General features: G+C 40.6%; 13 protein-coding genes and 1 pseudogene. 6 read left to right on the forward strand and 8 right to left on the reverse strand.

The features are described 5' to 3' along the window. From JMX63_RS13345 to JMX63_RS13375, 7 genes and pseudogenes are all read right to left on the reverse strand, one after another. Positions 1-85 (reverse strand): annotated as a pseudogene (locus JMX63_RS13345) (IS1595 family transposase); the annotation flags it as partial. 737 nt (positions 86-822) lie between these two features. Next, positions 823-2559, reverse strand: a complete 1737-nt coding sequence (locus JMX63_RS13350) for a BCCT family transporter (RefSeq protein WP_201572909.1) — start codon at positions 2557-2559, stop codon at positions 823-825. Between the two features lie 42 nt (positions 2560-2601). Beyond that, a complete protein-coding gene (locus JMX63_RS13355; RefSeq protein WP_201572911.1) occupies positions 2602-4089 on the reverse strand; it encodes an aldehyde dehydrogenase in 1488 nt (495 codons plus the stop codon). A 61-nt stretch (positions 4090-4150) separates the two neighbouring features. Next, positions 4151-5188 (reverse strand): LLM class flavin-dependent oxidoreductase, encoded by a 1038-nt coding sequence (locus JMX63_RS13360; protein ID WP_201572913.1) that lies wholly within the window; start codon positions 5186-5188, stop codon positions 4151-4153. A gap of 62 nt (positions 5189-5250) precedes the next feature. Beyond that, positions 5251-6162 (reverse strand): flavin reductase, encoded by a 912-nt coding sequence (locus JMX63_RS13365; RefSeq protein ID WP_201572915.1) that lies wholly within the window; start codon positions 6160-6162, stop codon positions 5251-5253. A 35-nt stretch (positions 6163-6197) separates the two neighbouring features. Beyond that, complete coding sequence (locus JMX63_RS13370; protein WP_201572917.1) at positions 6198-7034, reverse strand: alpha/beta fold hydrolase; 837 nt, start codon at positions 7032-7034, stop codon at positions 6198-6200. A 13-nt stretch (positions 7035-7047) separates the two neighbouring features. Next, a complete protein-coding gene (locus JMX63_RS13375; protein ID WP_201572919.1) occupies positions 7048-7650 on the reverse strand; it encodes an amino acid synthesis family protein in 603 nt (200 codons plus the stop codon). A 188-nt stretch (positions 7651-7838) separates the two neighbouring features. Between JMX63_RS13375 and JMX63_RS13380 the strand changes: the two genes are divergently transcribed. From JMX63_RS13380 to JMX63_RS13405, 6 genes are all read left to right on the forward strand, one after another. Further along, the gene (locus JMX63_RS13380) at positions 7839-8492 is read left to right on the forward strand and encodes a GntR family transcriptional regulator (protein ID WP_201572921.1); all 654 of its coding nucleotides are present in this window, start codon (positions 7839-7841) and stop codon (positions 8490-8492) included. A gap of 12 nt (positions 8493-8504) precedes the next feature. Further along, positions 8505-8885 carry a carboxymuconolactone decarboxylase family protein gene (locus JMX63_RS13385; RefSeq protein WP_102091459.1) on the forward strand — a complete coding sequence of 127 codons (381 nt, stop codon included), beginning with the start codon at positions 8505-8507 and terminating at the stop codon, positions 8883-8885. Between the two features lie 26 nt (positions 8886-8911). Beyond that, the gene (locus tag JMX63_RS13390) at positions 8912-10363 is read left to right on the forward strand and encodes an NAD-dependent succinate-semialdehyde dehydrogenase (protein ID WP_102091460.1); all 1452 of its coding nucleotides are present in this window, start codon (positions 8912-8914) and stop codon (positions 10361-10363) included. Between the two features lie 653 nt (positions 10364-11016). Then, positions 11017-11580 (forward strand): hypothetical protein, encoded by a 564-nt coding sequence (locus tag JMX63_RS13395; protein WP_201572923.1) that lies wholly within the window; start codon positions 11017-11019, stop codon positions 11578-11580. Next, entirely contained in the window at positions 11580-13904 is a 2325-nt protein-coding gene (locus JMX63_RS13400; RefSeq protein ID WP_201572925.1) for a hypothetical protein, read from the forward strand. The genes JMX63_RS13395 and JMX63_RS13400 overlap by 1 nt, the downstream gene beginning before the upstream one ends. Continuing rightward, positions 13897-17151, forward strand: coding sequence for a site-specific integrase (locus JMX63_RS13405; RefSeq protein ID WP_201572927.1), 3255 nt, complete (start codon positions 13897-13899; stop codon positions 17149-17151). Before JMX63_RS13400 ends, JMX63_RS13405 begins: the two co-directional genes overlap by 8 nt. A 41-nt stretch (positions 17152-17192) precedes the next feature. Here JMX63_RS13405 and JMX63_RS13410 read toward each other — a convergent pair. After that, positions 17193-17416 (reverse strand): transposase (locus JMX63_RS13410; RefSeq protein WP_145990565.1); only part of this gene is annotated, 224 nt, incomplete at its 5' end.

Consider the following 17416-nt stretch of genomic DNA (forward strand, 5'->3'; position numbering starts at 1 on the left):
CTGTTCTAGCAGTTACTTCAGCCGTGAAAAACTCTAATAGCCTTCGCTGTGCTTTTTTACTTAGTTTACAACGGGTTATCTTCATAAAAGTAGTCTAGCATAGTGCTTATCTACTACAGCCCCAAAAACTTAATTCGCAAGATACGTATATATTGAAAACATTAGGATGCTTTTTTCAAACCCCGATATTAATAGCGTCACCTAAGAAAAATAATTTTCATACCCCAGCCCTCTACACTATATAAATAATAGCATATAGAGCTTTTCCGAATTGTCAGAGTAAGATTGACCATAGTATATGCAGAGTATGATGATATTTTAAACACCATAATATTCAGGGATTTACTACCTAATAAGTTATAGTTTCAATAAGAAATTGATCTACTTTAGCGTTAACTATGTCTAATATCAATCTCAAGGATTATTAGCTAGATTAATCAGACTATCAGGCACTAGTTCAGTGAAGTAAATATAAGTAATGGCAGCATGCAAGTTCTTTGCTTTAGCGCTTGCCACATCTCGGTGGAAGGGTAGTTTCCCCGAAAAATAAGAACACTCATAAATATGTAATTGCTTTATACAGTATTAGAAAGGTGACTTGCGTTGTACTTATTTCCTTAGAAAGTAGTTTCTCAAACCTAAAAAAACCACCCTCACTTAAATAGCTAGGGTGATTTTTTATCTGTGCAATAATATAAATTAAACAACATATCCGTTACGTAGAAACAGCACGATTTTTATTTATTAAAAAAAGAGCTCCTATGAAGTAGCAATCGGATTATAAGAGATCTAACAAAGATGATACTTTTAAATAAATATCAATCACTTTTCTCTTTTTCGTACGCCATCTAAAATAAGAGCCTTCAGTAAACTGACTGCCATCAAAATAATGATGAGTGAAAAGGGTATTGCGGCAATAATCATAGCCGAGGTAATAGCATTCAATCCACCAGCTAATAACAATGCTGCAATAACGGAAGCTAGAGCAAGACCCCACACGATGATGTGTTTTTGGCCATTTTCAACTTCGACCTCACCTCCAGCATTTAGCATATTGACAACTAGCAGAGCAGAGTCAGCAGAAGTAACCAAATAGGTTAATAGCAATACCACCACCATCGCTGATAATATTTTTGCCATCATTGGTTCTAACATAAAGCCAATAATTTCGAATAGCTGAGCGGTTAATCCTGACTCAAATATTTTACCACCAGCAATACCACTTAACTCTAAATCGATGCCAGTACCACCAATGAAAGAGAACCAGACAAATAGTGTCAGACTAGGTGCTACAATACCAATCAATCCAAATTCACGAATGGTACGGTTTTTGGAAATACGTGCTAAAAACATACCAACGAATGGTGCAAAAGCAATCCACCATGCCCAGTAAAAAATAGACCAACTGGTTTGCCAGCTACCCAATTCAGTATTGGGTTCCCATACGGTAAATACCATTGCAGGCAAGTGCACAACGTAGGTAAAAATTCCTTTGCCCAACATTTCTAGGGCAAACATAGAGGCCCCAAAAATCAAGAAAAATGCTAAAAGGGAAAATGACAGTACCATATTGATATTACTTAGCCACTTGACGCCCCGTCCAACACCTGACAAAGCAGAAATCATCGCTAGGCACATGACCACAAACAACGATAGTAATAATGCTCCGGTGGTGGGCTCAGGGTTGTTAGTATTGGTCACCAACCAAGTAATACCAGTAATACTGTATAGCCCAGAAGCAAATGAGCTTAAGCCAATACCAATCGTTTGTGCAATACCAAATATAGTGGCAATGACGGCAGAGATATCAATGATATGCCCCAACAACCCTTCTAAATGTCTACCAAACAAAGGCGTTAATGCTGAGCGCATGGTCAATGGTAATCCACGAGAATAACTGAAATACGCTAAACAAATACCAACTAGGCAATAAGTTGCCCAAGCACTGATACCCCAGTGAAAAAAAGAGTAGCGAAAGGCGGCATCTAGTGCTGACTCAGTTTTGGGTATCACCACGCCATCAATAGCAGTTAACGTACTGGCAGATACTTGTTCTTGATAAAAATTGAATACGTCAGCACCTTGAGGCAGTTTTAGGCCGTTAGCATTCAACGCTGACATGATGATTTCTTTTGACATAATAGTGTCAGGGTTGTTTGCCAAATGCCAGATAGGTTCAGCAGCACTATAGGTCAGTACGCCAATACCAATACCTGCCCCAAAAATCATGGAAAACCATGAAAAATTTGAAAATTCAGGTTTTCCATTAGGGTCGGAGCCAAGTTTCGTGCGTCCAAACGATGGCCATAAAATAGCGGTTAGGCAAACAAATATATAAAATGCGACAGAATAGGTATAGTAACTATTCAGGTTAGTGTAAGACCAGTTTTTCATACTATCTAGAATTGCACCGGAACGATCGATGTCGCTTAAAATCCAGATAACCATTACTGTCACCAAAATCTTTGATGTTATAGTGACAATACGGTTAAAACCTTTATAAAAACCTTTGTCGTGAGTTTTTATGTTTAGCTCTGTCAATGGGGGACGAATAGACATAGTTTCTTCCTTAAAACTAATGTAGTGGATTGCATCGAGTGGTTACCTCATAACAAAAGGATTGGCCATCGGCTCCGCCGAGATATTGATCCATGTCGTTTTTGTGCGAGTATATTGCAGTACAGATTCGCTCCCAGCTTCACGTCCATAACCTGACTGGTTGTAACCACCGAAGGGTGCTGTAGGAGAGATAGCTCGATAGGTATTTACCCAGCAAATACCTGAACGAATCTGTTGCGAGACACGGTGCGCGCGAGCTAAGTTTTGAGTAAAGACACCAGAGCCTAAGCCATAGACACTATCATTTGCCATAGCAATAGCTTCGTCTTCAGTGTCAAAAGCAACTAAAGACATGACAGGTCCAAACATCTCCACACTTTGTGTTTCAATATCAGTATTAGGACATTCTACTAAGGTAGGCGTAAAGTAATTGCCGCTAGCTAAAGCAGGATCAGTAGGCGGCTGGCCACCGAAACGAATGGTCGCCCCTTGTGAAACTGCCTTCTCAAGCGTATCTTTAATACGATCTACTTGAGCCTTAGTGCATAAAGGGCCTACGTGGGTACTGGTATCAAGAGGGTTGCCAATGACAATATTCTTCGCTTTTTCTTCTACACGTTTGATAATTTCAGGCAAGATAGAACGGTGAATAAAACCACGAGATCCTGCCACACAAGACTGACCGGAAGCGCCAAAATTACCAGCAATCAAACCGTTTGCCGCACTTTCCAAGTCCGCATCTTCAAAGACGATGATGGGTGATTTACCACCTAACTCCAAGCTCGTTACCGCAAAGCTATTGGCAGAGTTTCTAACTACATGCCTTGCTGCATCGGGCCCACCAGTAAATGCAATTTTGTCTACATCAGGGTGACTGGTCAATGGAATGGCACAGTTTTCAGCATCACCTGTAATGATAGATACGACACCTTTAGGGAAGCCTGCTTGTTCTACTAGTTCAGCAAAAGCAAACATAGGGCAAGGTGCTACCTCGGAAGCTTTTAGAATGATCGTGCAGCCTGCTGCTAGCGCTGGACCTAGCTTAGTCGCTGTCAAAAACATTTGCGCATTCCAAGGCACAACAGCAGCCACTACGCCAATAGGTTCACGCGTGGTAAAAACATGCATATCTGACTTATCAATTGGTAGTGTAGCGCCTTCTACTTTGTCAGCCAGTCCTGCAAAGTAACGATAATAGTCGCTGACATAACGTGTCTGAGCCACAGTTTCATGAGCCAGTTTGCCACTATCCGTTGTTTCAATTTCCCCTAGTGTTTCGGCATTTTGCTCAATCAGATCTGCTAAGCGGTACAATAACTTACCGCGTTGGGTGGCAGTCATTTTTGCCCATTCAGGATTATTCAGTGCAGTCTTAGCACCATCGACAGCGCGTTCGACATCAGCAGAGCTAGCACAGGCGAATGTTGCCCATGCTTCGTTCGTTGCAGGATTATAGCTGTCTAGGACTTGGTTAGTGCTCCCTTCGCACCACTCGCCATTAATATAAAGTTGATAATGAGGTTTAGCCATAGTGGTTCTCCAAATTTCTTATTGGGTTATCTGTTTGTCATCTACTAGAAACTAAGTATGGTTATGCAAATGCTGGCATGACATTATTAATAAAACGGCGCAAGGATGCTTGTTTCTGCTCATAAGTCATACTAGAGTCAATCCAAAATGCAAACTCGTCATAGCCAAGCTCTTCGTATACTTTGAGTTTTTCAATGACCTGATCAGATGTGCCAATAGGCATGTTCTCTAACATTTTTTCAGGAGCATACATGTCGATTTTCGCCATTTCTTCTTCGCTTAATGGCTCAAGTAGTCCTTGACGAATAGGACGTTCGTTTTTGAACCACGCGCCAAAATAACAGTAGAAACGGCTGATACATTTAGCAGCTTCAGCTACGTCATTAGCATCACTACCAACGTAAGCATGTTGTAAAAGCATAATTTTCGGGTTTTTACCTTCGCCATGCTCAGCTTTGGCGTTTTTAAAGGCTGTCATTAAATTTTGGATTTCTGTTAAGCCTTGCCATAGCGGGGTGACTTGCACGTTGCAGCCATGTTCTACCGCAAAGTTGTGGCTATGAGGGTCGCGCGCTGCAATCCACATGGGTACGCCACCTTTTTGTAAAGGTTTTGGCGCTGAAGTGGTTGATGGGAATTGGGTATACTTACCATTGTGGGCGTAGTCACCTTTCCATAGTTGCTGTACTGCAGGGACAAGTTCACGCATACGACCGCCTGCTTCCATGGCATCCATACCAGGCATCAAGCGCTCGTACTCAAAATTATAAGCACCGCGAGCAATACCCAGATCCAATCGGCCGTTAGTGATAATGTCAGTCATGGCCGCTTCACCAGCCAGTTTAATCGGATGCCAAAACGGTGCAATCACCGTACCAGTACCTAAACGTACGTTTTTGGTGTGATGGGATAGATCAATTAGATTTAAAAATGGGTTTGGGGCGATGGTAAAATCCATACCATGGTGTTCACCAGTCCAAATAGCATGCATGCCGCCTTGGTCGGCTATTTTCGCCAACTCAATGAACTCACCATGCAGTTGTTGATAGCTCTGTGATTCGTCGAGGCGTTCCATGTGTAAAAATAGTGAAAATTTCATGAGGCAAATCCTTTGCGTTTTGGTTTAATTTACTTTAGTTCAATTTGATTTGGATATAAATTTTAATGGACGTGACCTTGTTCTTCTTGGCCAACATACACGCCATAAAGGCCATTTTCGCTTTCAGTTGCGTAGCGTGTCATCATCGAACTCATGGCCGGTGTAACAAAATGCTGTTCGGGAATATTATTGATTGAGATATATTCACCTAGCTCTTTAGGGTCAGCCGATTGAGCGGTAGCTCGATAAAAAATGTAATTGGTATTTGTTTTAGTATTCTCATAAATAGAGAAGACAGCGCCCAACTGAGCGTTAATATTACTGTCTGCTAAAAACTGTTGGATCGTGCTAACGGCATTGGTATTGTCATCGGTAGTCGTACTAGGCAAGGTTGCTTTGCCATCCCTTTGACTGAGTAGGATTTTTCCATTGTGCTCTATAATCACACCCACATTGACATGCTTTTCTTGCGTACTGATTTCTGCTGCTTCACGCTCTAATGCTAAGCTAAAATAACCTCCAGACGCATACCCTAAGCCATGCCCCTCACGAGAGGAAAAATCAAGTACTTCACCAACCAAGAGGTGATGATCACCAGCATCGAGATTGCGGTCTGTTTTACAAGAAAAATGCGTCAAGGCACCTTCTATAATTGGATTGCCGTATTCATCTTTATGCCACTCTATTTGACTAAAACGGTCTTCTTTAGAGCCTGCGAATATATTGGATATAGCTTGTTGATCTTCGCTGAGAATATTGACAGCAAAATACTCACAGTTAGCAAACACATCAAAACTGGACAACGATTTTGCTGGGCATACCAGTAGGAGCGGTGGATCAAGTGATACCGATGTAAAGGAATTAGCAGTAAAACCGACGGGTTTACCGTCATTAGACATGGCAGTTACGACAGTAACGCCAGTCATATAGCTGCCAAAGGCATTACGTAGAGTTTTAGGATCAAGTTGCTTCATGAGAACCTCTTTTTAAAAATAGGCATGCTTTTAGATTAAGCAAGCGTCATATTGTGTGAGTCACATTGGTTAAAAAATGTTGCCAATGCAGCGTTAACCATATTCGAATGTGTCATTTGAGTCATATGACGAGCTTCTGGTACGATAACGGCATCAGCATTGGGTAATATACTTGCCATCGCTAATGACATTTCGGGCTTGGAGTTGACATCCAGTTCGCCTGTTAGAAATAACGCAGGCACTGTAATAGCTCGCAAGTCAGCTTCTGCAATACCACGTAAATATGCAAACATCTGATAAGCTCGTGCATATCCCAAACGACTACCATTATCTAACCATTTTTGACACAGCTTGGCTTCTGAGCGGTATTCAGGATTGCCATCAAACCATCTGGCTATTGGTTGATCAGTAACATTTTGATTGAGGTCATTTATCAGTGATTCAGCTCTAGCTTGTACATCTTGAGCCGCTTCATCTGGACGATTATAAATTGCATTCAATGCAGCGACACCAAGTACTACTTTGGGAGAGGATACCGCAGTTTGTAAAGCCGTCATTGCACCTAATGAATGACCGACAATGATGGCTGGTTGGCCCACAACGTTATTAATGAAGTTTGTTAGTACGTCAGAAAAGTCCTGTAGCGTGACTACTGGGCTCGATAATAAGTCGCTCTCTCCATGTCCTGGCATATCAATCGCATAACAGCGATAGTGTTCAGTAAATGCAGACAACTGCTGGTTCCAGCTCTCTGCTCGTAAGCCCACACCGTGAATAAAGACGATAGGAGTGGCTTTTTTATCAATGTTTCCGCCATTGTTATCACCATAGTGATAAGCGATTCCATCGGAGGTTTTACGTGACCACTTCATTAATATCTGCTCCTTATACGGCTGCTGGATTATCTAGATTGCGGCCCAAATCTTTTAAGTCTTGATAACGATCACCAATGCGATGATGCGGACGGCCACCAGATGCACCTCCTAAGACGATGACTACTTCATCATCACGAGGGGCATCTGGAATGGCGAATTGAATGGTCAGATAATGTGAGCGTCGACCGACATCATCTTTATCCATCAACGGCACCATAATGGGGGAGTTTGCGCCGCCGCGCATGTTAGTAAACGATAAATAACTACTGGCAGATAAAGCTTCACGATAGAAGTTGCCAAAACGTAGTGTGTGAATCAGGCCTGAGGCGTGTTCGATTTCACCATCAAGTCCGACTACAGCCGCTTTGCCATACGCTTGTATTTTGTCTGCACCGCCAGCTAAAGCAATGATTTTATCGGTCATTAGCTTACCCAACACAGGACCAAATGCTTGAATCTCAGGTTTTAGGTCTTCGACATAACGTCCTGCCCATGGGTTAGTAATCACCGCTGCAACAGCAAACATTCGAAGCGGTGTATCAGCAGCTTTGAATCCTTCAATGAATGTTTCTTCTTCAAAAGTTACGATTTTTCTAATTTCTGGTTTTAGCATTATCTGTTCCCTACAGTGGTGAATAATCTCTAACAATGTTGGTATACCATAATACGGTATTTAATTAATTGCTAGCTTTTTTTGAAAAAAAATATTATGGTATACCGTAATACTATATTAAAGCGTACTGTTTTCTTTGATTCACAGTCGTTATACTCTGCATTTACATCTTACAAATTAGAGGTCGTATGTTAGAGAAAGTGGAAAAACCAAAAACGTTGAAAGAGACAACACTAGAACAGCTACGCTTAGCGATCATGATCGGACAACTTGAACCAGGTAAGCGTTTGGTTGAACGCACTATCTGTGAGCAGTTGGGTGTCAGCCGCACTGTTGTACGTGAATGTATAAGGCATTTAGAAAGCGAGCATTTGGTGACGTTTTCTGCAGGAGGGTCTTCAGTTGCTGTTTTAGAAAGTGATGAGATTCGTCAAATTTATCATTTACGTACGATGCTAGAGAGCGAAGCAGTTCGCTACTGCGCTGAACAGGCGACACCTGAACTAGTGGATAAATTACAAAGCCACTTAGTCCAGATCCGAGAAAACTTACATGCAGGAGATGTGGTGGAGGCGCTTGGGTATTCTTATTCATTTTATGAGCATTTATTTTTGACGGCCGGTATGACGGTCGCATGGGAGTTGACAGAGAGATTGAATGGACGTATTGGTCGTTTGCGTTTTATGACTTTGTCTACGCAAGAGCGTGCCACTAAAGGCCCTAATAACTTGCAAGATATTGTTAATAGTATTGCTAAAGGTGACAGTAAGTCGGCAATTGAAGCTTGTCGAAAACACATTGATGAAGCCTGCCATATGGGGTTGCATCTTAATAAACAGTAAAAGGAAGTAATAATGGACAAACAACGATTTGAATTGGGACTTACTCAACGCAAAGCCACTTTGGGTGCTGAGTACGTCGAAAAAAATCTACAAGCTGCTGATGATTTTAACCGTCCATTTCAAGAGGCCATGACCGAATGGTGCTGGGGATTTGGGTGGGGCGATGAGACGATTGATGCCAAAACCCGTTCGTTAATGAATTTAACCATGATTGCTGCTTTAGGGAAAATGCATGAATGGGAGTTGCATCTAAATGGAGCAATTAATAACGGTTGTTCTGTTGAAGAAATACGCGCTGCTATACATGCTATTGCGATTTATTGCGGTGTACCACAAGGTGTAGAGTGCTTTCGAATTGCCCGTGAAGTGCTGACCACACGCGGATTATTGTAGTCCTAAAAAAACAGTTGGAGTGAGAAATGCAATTAAAAAATAATGCGTTGTTTAGACAACAAGCCTTTATTAATGGCGTGTGGTGTGATGCTGATAACAAAGCAACCCATGAAGTACTAAACCCTGCAACGGGAGAATTGATTGGTACTGTGCCAATGATGGGAAGTACCGAGACTCGACGCGCCATTGAAGCTGCAGATATCGCTCAATCAACTTGGTCGAAAAAAACAGGTAAGGAACGTAGTAGCATCTTACGTCGTTGGCATACGCTGATTGCTGAAAATATGGAAGATTTGGCTGTCTTAATGACCAATGAACAAGGCAAGCCTATTGCTGAAGCAAAAGGCGAAATACAAAGTGGGCTGGACTACTTAGAATGGTTTGCTGAAGAAGCGAAACGTATTTACGGTGACTTTATTCCTGGGCACATGCCAGATAAGCGTTTAGTCGTGATTAAACAGCCTATTGGCGTCACTGCAGCCATTACTCCATGGAATTTTCCGCACTCTATGATCAGCCGAAAAGCAGGTCCTGCGCTAGCAGCGGGATGCCCGATGATTGTCAAGCCTGCAATGGAAACGCCTTATTCTGCGTTAGCAATGGCTTATCTGGCTCAGAAAGCGGGTATTCCTGACGGTATATATAGCGTAGTCACAGGTGATCCGATAGCGATCGGAGAGGAGATGACGACAAACGCTTTAGTCAAGAAAATAAGCTTTACTGGGTCCACTCGGGTGGGGAAAATTCTAATGAAGCAGTGTGCTGACACTGTCAAAAAAATGTCATTAGAATTGGGAGGCAATGCACCTTTCATCGTTTTTGATGATGCAGATATAGATGCCGCTGTGATAGGCGCAATGATGAGTAAGTACCGCAATAGCGGTCAAACCTGTGTATGTGCCAATCGTCTTTTCGTACAGGCAGGTGTTTATGAGGAATTTACCAAAAAATTAGCAGAGCAAGTACGAGCCATAAAAATCGGTAACGGTTTAGAAGCTGGCATAACACAAGGACCTTTGATTTCTCAGGCTGCGGCAGATAATGCAGAGGCGCTGGTTGCTGATGCAAAAAGTAAAGGTGCAACGGTATTATGTGGCGGTCAAAGAGTTGAGGCTAGTAGCAACTTTTTTGAGCCAACTATTTTGACCGACGTTAATAACGATATGCGCGTCGCAGATGAAGAAATTTTTGGTCCTATTGCGCCAATCTTCAAATTTGAGACAGACGAAGAGGGCGTTGCTCTCGCAAATCACACTGAATATGGTTTGGCAGGTTATTTCTATAGCCGAGATATTGGTCGTGTATGGCGTATTGCTGAAGCACTCGAAGTTGGTATGGTCGGAGTCAATACTGGCATGCTGACGACAGAGTTGGCACCGTTTGGTGGTATCAAAGAATCCGGCTTGGGACGTGAGGGCTCAAAATATGGTATCGAAGAGTATGTTGAGACTAAGTATATTTGTTTAGATATTAACTAAAACTAGGTTAAAGTAAAGTACTGTTCAAGCCTCGATATTCAGCAAATCATCTAAGTAAAATACTAAATAAAAAAAAGGCTGCTAACACTATGCATAATATAGTGTTAGCAGCCTTTTTTACTGTTTCAATCAGCATGCGAACATCGCGCTATATAACCTCAAGGGCGTAGTTCTGTGTTTTCGTTCTCGTATTCTTTCAGAATATTAAGTTTTCGACAATCTGTGAGCTGTTCATACAGCATATATCCAAGACTTAGCTTCAATCAAAGATATTGCACACTTAGTCAAAAATACTACAGCTGTAGTATTTTTATCTCCTAGAGTATTCTCTATAGTTGAATGACGACACTTATCTATTTAGCTATAGAGACGTTGTCGGAATGATACCCTTTGACAGGACATAAAAGACATAGCGTGGCTACTGTCATCGAATCAAACCCCAACTCTGACCTCTTCACCTAATAAAATTAGAAAAAGAGATAACCTCTTGAAGCTATATATCCTATAGTGTTAAGAGGTTTTTTTATGCCTAAAATAATACTAAATGATTAATAATACTAATTATTTTACGATATTAATCCCCGCAATACTAAAGCATTTGACACCTGAATGATTATTGGATAACATGAATTATATTCACGATAAATAAATAAATGATGAAAAATAATAAACTTAAGGTTAGGCAAAAAATTGCCAACCCTAGTAAGGATGATCTGTATGTACATCCGTATGCTAGAACTGCTTTAGGTGTTTGGCAGAGAATGAGACCTAAAACTCCTTATATCGATATGAAGTTTTTGGATAATTTTTACCGTCCACCACTTCGGTTAGTTGATGGAGGGAATAACAATTTTTATTTCTTTAATGATTTCCAAAGAGTCGATCAGGTCTTAAGGTTCGAGAGTGATAGTGATTATCCGTGTTTAATAATCCCTGAAAGTATTAAAGACGTTCAGCAGCTCGCATGGAGGGATGTTATAGACTTAATTTTCTTGAAAGGTATTCACCATCCCGATTTGTTTAAAGCGCTTAAAAGTACGGCGCCTCAAAGTGTGATATATCAGCTTATGGGGGTTAGGCAACTGACTGTAAGGGAGTATTGCCATTTTGCAGGTATTAGCCAGAGTAGTTATGAATATCGCCAATGTAAGCTTGCACTAGAAGAGCGAGTTCTAGGTATTCCTCAAAGTATGAGCTGGTTGAGTGGTGCATCCTAATGAATATAAAGCAGTTTGATAACAGCGAATTACAGAGGGTTTTAGATAATCTAGTGCCGCTTGATTCACTGTACTGTATAAAAGTACAAACCTTGATTATTAATACTCTTTATATTAATCCAAGCTTCTACCTACATATTGATGAGTATGCCAAGATAGATATGCCAGTATTTGCATCGTCTGAATGTGAAGCTATTGCCAGGGAAGTCGTCAAAGAGAAAAAGATCGAGGCTTGGGCGGTTACTTATATGCTGGTCTTGTTTTACCAGAGGTATGGTCAAGCACGTAGTGATAATGAAGCATGGCAGTTTATGAGTGCATATCTGCAAATAATTATTATGATTGCTATACGTAAGGATGAGCACTCTGCCAAAGTCAGTCAGCTAAGTGTGCGTCTAAGGATGGGGTTAAAGGACAACAACCCACAGTCTGAGATTATTAAAAAACTGATTGATATCCATGCTCAACGTGCTTCACTGAGGAATGCACTAGAAGCATTACGCGTATATGAAGCTAAGATAAGAAGTGATGAAGAGTCAGGCAAAGTGGTTAATCAAAAGTTGGCTAGTAAAATTGGTCAAATAAGACTTGCCTATGAAGTGATTGCAGAGAACAAAGCGTTTGTGGGTAAAACCTATACCAACTCACAAAACAATAAATTTAGCAAAGAACACACTAATAAGCGATACCTTGATAGTGCTGATGAGCCACTACGAGCGACAGTATTTGGCAGACCCCATATAAATGATAACGTGGCGGACGCTGAAAGTATTGCTGATGATGACCCGCCTGCGCTTCTAGACAATGACTTTAAGCCTTCCAGGACAACCGCTAAATCATCAGAGTTGCAACAATGGAAGCTAAAAAACAACTATCGACATGCCCGCCGTAATCAGTTTCATTTCCCTACCCATCTACGTCAACTAAGTCTACTAAGCTATCAAATGCTATTTGCTCGGTTATGGCAGCTTTTTGTCGTTGTTAGTTATAAACAGCGTCAGATTTATGCCGTTATATTGCTATCAATGGTAAGTGGCCGAAAGATCAAAGAAGTGCTTCATGAGCTGGCGTTGGATAAAAGTCAGCGCAAGTGGTTGAGCCATGAGAGCGGTTCGGCTGCTGACAGTTATGCTATGAGTAACACTATTAATGTAACTTCGAATCGTAGAAGTCACCTATTGCCGCATCGTCAGAGCCATGATAATGAATTTAAATTAGCTTTGCCAACTAGACTGCAAGCGGTTATTGAAAATAAGTTTTTGATAGATAGCAATGAGATCTCTGAAGTCCTAGCAAGTTTAAAAACTCAGCTAGAGCTACCAGTGTTATCAAATCAGCATATTGACGCTTGTTTATATACAGTCATAAAGAATGAGCTCCACAAGCCATTACATGCCGACATGGTTACTGGGGTTGATGTTAAACATAGCTCACCTTTGTATTACGCCAGTATTGAGACGATAAGCTTAGAGAAAACCTACTACAGCGCTATATACTTATTAACCAAATATTGTACTGCGGACAGCCAAAATGAGCTGCGACAGCTTAGTATATTTAACACACAAAGTAATCGTTATAAAAAATATATCGGTAGTGACATGACTTTGAATACTGATATCTGTCAAAAGTTTTTTGATGAGCTTGCTGAAGCAGTTGAGAGTTATAACGGTCGATTAAAGCGGAATATCAACATACGGCAGGATCGCTATATTGAGCAGTTTAATGCTTATGGTGTATGGCTATGGCACATCATCTTTATTCAGACTGGGATTAGACCCGTAAAGCATGCGCCTGGGCTGTTAAATCAGTTTGATTTTAGGCAGGGGCTGTTATGGGTGTCGGATAAAGAAGAACGTCAGGGACAAGGGCAGGGAAGGCTTATTCCTCTTAGTGATTTCTTAGTCATAGCAATTCAAAATTATATTGAATATATCAAGCAATTTGCGGTCATGCATAATTCTATATATCCCAATGATCAATTTCCTATAAATAACATTTTGAACTCTAGTCAGCCACTCATTCAGCTATTTAGCCAAAACCCCAAAGGGTTTACCGGCATTACACCTAGTAAGGTTCGCTATCAGATAAAAAATTTTTTTAGTCATCAAGATAACTGGCTAAGACATCAATTACGCTCACTACTAACGAATAAGTCTCCTGAGCATTTAATCTGCGCCCTATATGGTCATGAACATCCAGATCAGGAGGCTATGCATCCCATGTCATCATTATCCATTAATGAGCTAAAAGAGTTATCCGCTGACTTAGATAAAGTTGCAGTTGAGCTTAACCTACGACAAGTTGAGGTAAATGTATATGGATAATGCTGTTGCCCATCAGTTAAGAGAAGAAAATAAAAGCAAGAGTCATGTGAGTATCAAAAATGAGGCAAAAGTTTTGATAGCTTCGTATGTTGATGACAATCACATACCCACAGGAACAGACCTAACTGAATACTATCAAACCATTGATAGCGTGCTTGAGATACGCTTTGATACTGCACATACCTATTATTTAGCCAGGCAAGGATTTTTAGAGTTCATTCGAAGTTATAACAAATTACATGGATTGAATTTAGATGAGCCGGTTGTACCAGTTATAGCAGAGCGTGATCATTTAACAATATCTTACGATTGGATGGTAAATGGTGCTCAAGTAAGCCTTGCTAGCCAGCAAATGATTGAGATATGGCAACGGAAAAGAAGGTTCTCAAACAATGATTTGATTGAGTCAGTGCTCTACTGTAGCGTGATGTATGGGGGGTTGAATGACATAGATGTGTTAAAAGCACTGTATCAATGGCTCATAGGCGAACGAGACATATATCAATTGCAGCTACCAGCAACTGATGAATTACCAGGTTCAGGTGTCAGCAGCGAGAGTTTGGCGCTAATCTTGCTCAGTATTGATGATGATAATTACGGTTGTTCTTATACGCAAGGTCATATCTCAGAGGATGTATCTACTACAAGCTTACAGCGCTATGTAGAGTACATACCTGATGATATGACACTTTGCTTTTTATACGCGCTAAAAAATAAAAAGTTAAAAAAAGAAGATGTGAAGTCATTCGAAACCATTATCAGTGATATTTGTAAGAAGCTAAAACTACAAAATAAAGATAAAAGTAAACCGCATTTATCACAGTTAATAAAATACGCTGACTATCATTGGCGGCAGATGAAGGGAGGCGATATAGACACTGCACTGGCTATTGTTAGACAGGGCAAGATTAAAACGACGGGCTTAACCACAAATAAGCTTATTAATTATAATCAAGAGGTGATTAAATCAAACCCACAGCCGCTCACTTGGGAAGAGTTATTTGTAGCAAGTTATTCAGAATCAGACAAAAAAAGTACCAATAGTAGGGTTTATCCAAGCTTTGGTAAGAATCTTATTAAAGAGGTTCAAGACGCACTTAAGGGCAGTAAAGCATCCGCTATTATACAAGTAGAGCTGTTACAGCAGGAGTTAACCCAACCCAACGGCATGCGTCTTTTAGGATGGGTAAAGAGCTTATTGAATGATAGCAATAACAGGTTAAATACCATCAGCAAATATCTGGGATGTATTGGTCGGGATTGGCTGATGCTAACAATGGATGAGAATCTTGATGAATGGTCTGGTGAGGACTTTGAAGCTGTATATGAGGAGATCATTCAAAGTAAGATTAAGGATGGAAGAAAGCAGTCTATTTTGAACAAAGACTCAGGCTTTGGCGAAGACAATCTAGATGCGGATGATGACTTAGTTGGCTGTACAGACGATGTGTTAAGTAAAGGTAGTCTCAATGGCTTAAAGAATGAGCACGTAAAGAAAAACAAAGTTTCATATCTGGATAAGCTCAAAGATACGCAAAAATTTACTTACGGCAGACTACGAGCTTTCCATGATTATCAGAGAGCGTACTATAATGCGCCGTTTGTGTATTTTCCGTGGGGTAATAAACGCCAAGTGGTAAATGCGAACATGATATCACCTCGGATCTATCATGCGATGAAAGAGTATTTGGTCACCTCGGATTTAGATGATGAACAGAAAAACCTTTGCTTAGTAGTCTTAAGTCTTGCGTATCGAACAGGAATGCGTATCAAAGAACTTATCGGTGTTAAAGTTCGTGATATAGCTGATATCTATATTGATGAGCATGGACAACGAATAGAGCAGCCGCAAATATGGTTAAGACCAAATCGCTATCGGAGATTGAAAAGTAGCAGTGCAAGCCGCCTTATACCAATTAACTGCCTGCTTAAAAAAGACGAGCTAGAACAATTTACTCAGTTATATCGTCAGCAGAAAAGACTGAAGCGTCATTACTTATTTTCTCAAGGTTCAGGCGATCAGCCGTTACCTAGTATATTCTTTAGAAATCTCATGAAGCTGATTTGGGATAAATTGCTAGGGGAGCATGACTTCACATTTCACAGCTTTAGGCATACTGCTATTAGTCAGCTGGCATTAGTACTAAGTAATTCACCATTAGCACAGGTGATGACTGATTATGATAATGAGCAGTGCGAAAAAGTCATAAAAGGTATCCTGGGCTATCATAAAAAGCAGGGCTCTTGGTTTGGGTTGGCCAGCCTTTCAGGACATTTAACGTGCGACACAACCTTCGAGCACTATATTCATACTGCTCATCTGCTGGCAGGGGAGCGGCTGAGTAATGCTTGCTTGGAGCTACCTATAACAGTTTTAGAGCTAATAACAGGGTTAGATTACTCAATCATTTATAGGCAAGACAAAACTGCTTATGATGCAACGACAAAGACTGTAAAGTTAAATAAGATAAGAAAATATTTTCTTAAAAAAACAGCTGTTAATAAAACACCATTATTTAAGAATGCAGATGAACCTAATATCAATGCTAGCCAGCAACTGTTAAACGGTAACTTGAATGGATTTAATGAGTCAAATATAAATTCAATTTTCATTCATCCTAAATATGCGGACGTAATAGGTTTTCTAGAGGAGCTACAAGAGTTAAAAGAAAACTCTCGAGTTCAGCTGTTGCCTGAAGCTGCTATTAGACATGGTGTAAGTCTAAATGAATCTAAATGTTTATATCTGCGCGCTAGTGAGCTGTTCGACGATGACAGGCTATTACTAGGTAGGCCTAAAGGTAGTAAGAATCAGGAAGTAATAATTAGAGCATTAGATAGAGCATATCAGATGTCTATAAAGGATCCTGAGAAGTTGAAAATGTTTATTAAGATATTTGCACACAAACAAAACTTAAATAACTCATCGATTCATTTTGGTATTAAGGAGATCCAGCTGGAGATGCTACAGAGTTTTATGGTAGTAGGTTGTCAGCTTATTGATGCCAGTCATTGGCAGGTTAGGGCATATAGCGAGCAAGCTGTAAGTGATGTTAAAAAATACTTGAGTTTGAGCAGCTCAATACGTGTCGGTTCTCGTGAGAGTTTTCATGGCTATGAGGTAAGGGTAGTACAGAAAAAACGTAAACACTCTGACAAAAACTTGGCTAAGACAGATCGATATGACGCTTCATCAGGTGTATTGAGGTATATAGGTTATTTGGCGATAATATTAGTGAGACTTTAAAGGCTGTGGAGAGACCATCCCAGATTCTGTGTAACTGCCATTTAGATTAAATGCCTGCTTATACGATCATCAAACATAATCATAAAGCGATTCAAAGCAGACGTCCAGTTACGGATTGGCATCGACCACTTTTTGGATGCCTGCTGGGTGGCTAAGTACACCACTTTGAATGCTGCCTGATCAGACGGGAAGACCTTACGCTTATTCACTGCCGTCCGAATCACACTGTTTAGCGACTCTATCGCATTGGTGGTATAAATCACTT

Origin of the sequence: Psychrobacter nivimaris (assembly GCF_904846365.1) — a bacterium.
GTDB classification, from domain to species: domain Bacteria; phylum Pseudomonadota; class Gammaproteobacteria; order Pseudomonadales; family Moraxellaceae; genus Psychrobacter; species Psychrobacter nivimaris_B.

Coding starts and splice junctions, on each gene's coding strand:
- JMX63_RS13350 (WP_201572909.1), bottom strand. CDS start 2,559: ATGTCTATTCGTCCCCCATTGACAGAGCTAAACATAAAAACTCACGAC.
- JMX63_RS13355 (WP_201572911.1), bottom strand. CDS start 4,089: ATGGCTAAACCTCATTATCAACTTTATATTAATGGCGAGTGGTGCGAA.
- JMX63_RS13360 (WP_201572913.1), bottom strand. CDS start 5,188: ATGAAATTTTCACTATTTTTACACATGGAACGCCTCGACGAATCACAG.
- JMX63_RS13365 (WP_201572915.1), bottom strand. CDS start 6,162: ATGAAGCAACTTGATCCTAAAACTCTACGTAATGCCTTTGGCAGCTAT.
- JMX63_RS13370 (WP_201572917.1), bottom strand. CDS start 7,034: ATGAAGTGGTCACGTAAAACCTCCGATGGAATCGCTTATCACTATGGT.
- JMX63_RS13375 (WP_201572919.1), bottom strand. CDS start 7,650: ATGCTAAAACCAGAAATTAGAAAAATCGTAACTTTTGAAGAAGAAACA.
- JMX63_RS13380 (WP_201572921.1), top strand. CDS start 7,839: ATGTTAGAGAAAGTGGAAAAACCAAAAACGTTGAAAGAGACAACACTA.
- JMX63_RS13385 (WP_102091459.1), top strand. CDS start 8,505: ATGGACAAACAACGATTTGAATTGGGACTTACTCAACGCAAAGCCACT.
- JMX63_RS13390 (WP_102091460.1), top strand. CDS start 8,912: ATGCAATTAAAAAATAATGCGTTGTTTAGACAACAAGCCTTTATTAAT.
- JMX63_RS13395 (WP_201572923.1), top strand. CDS start 11,017: ATGATGAAAAATAATAAACTTAAGGTTAGGCAAAAAATTGCCAACCCT.
- JMX63_RS13400 (WP_201572925.1), top strand. CDS start 11,580: ATGAATATAAAGCAGTTTGATAACAGCGAATTACAGAGGGTTTTAGAT.
- JMX63_RS13405 (WP_201572927.1), top strand. CDS start 13,897: ATGGATAATGCTGTTGCCCATCAGTTAAGAGAAGAAAATAAAAGCAAG.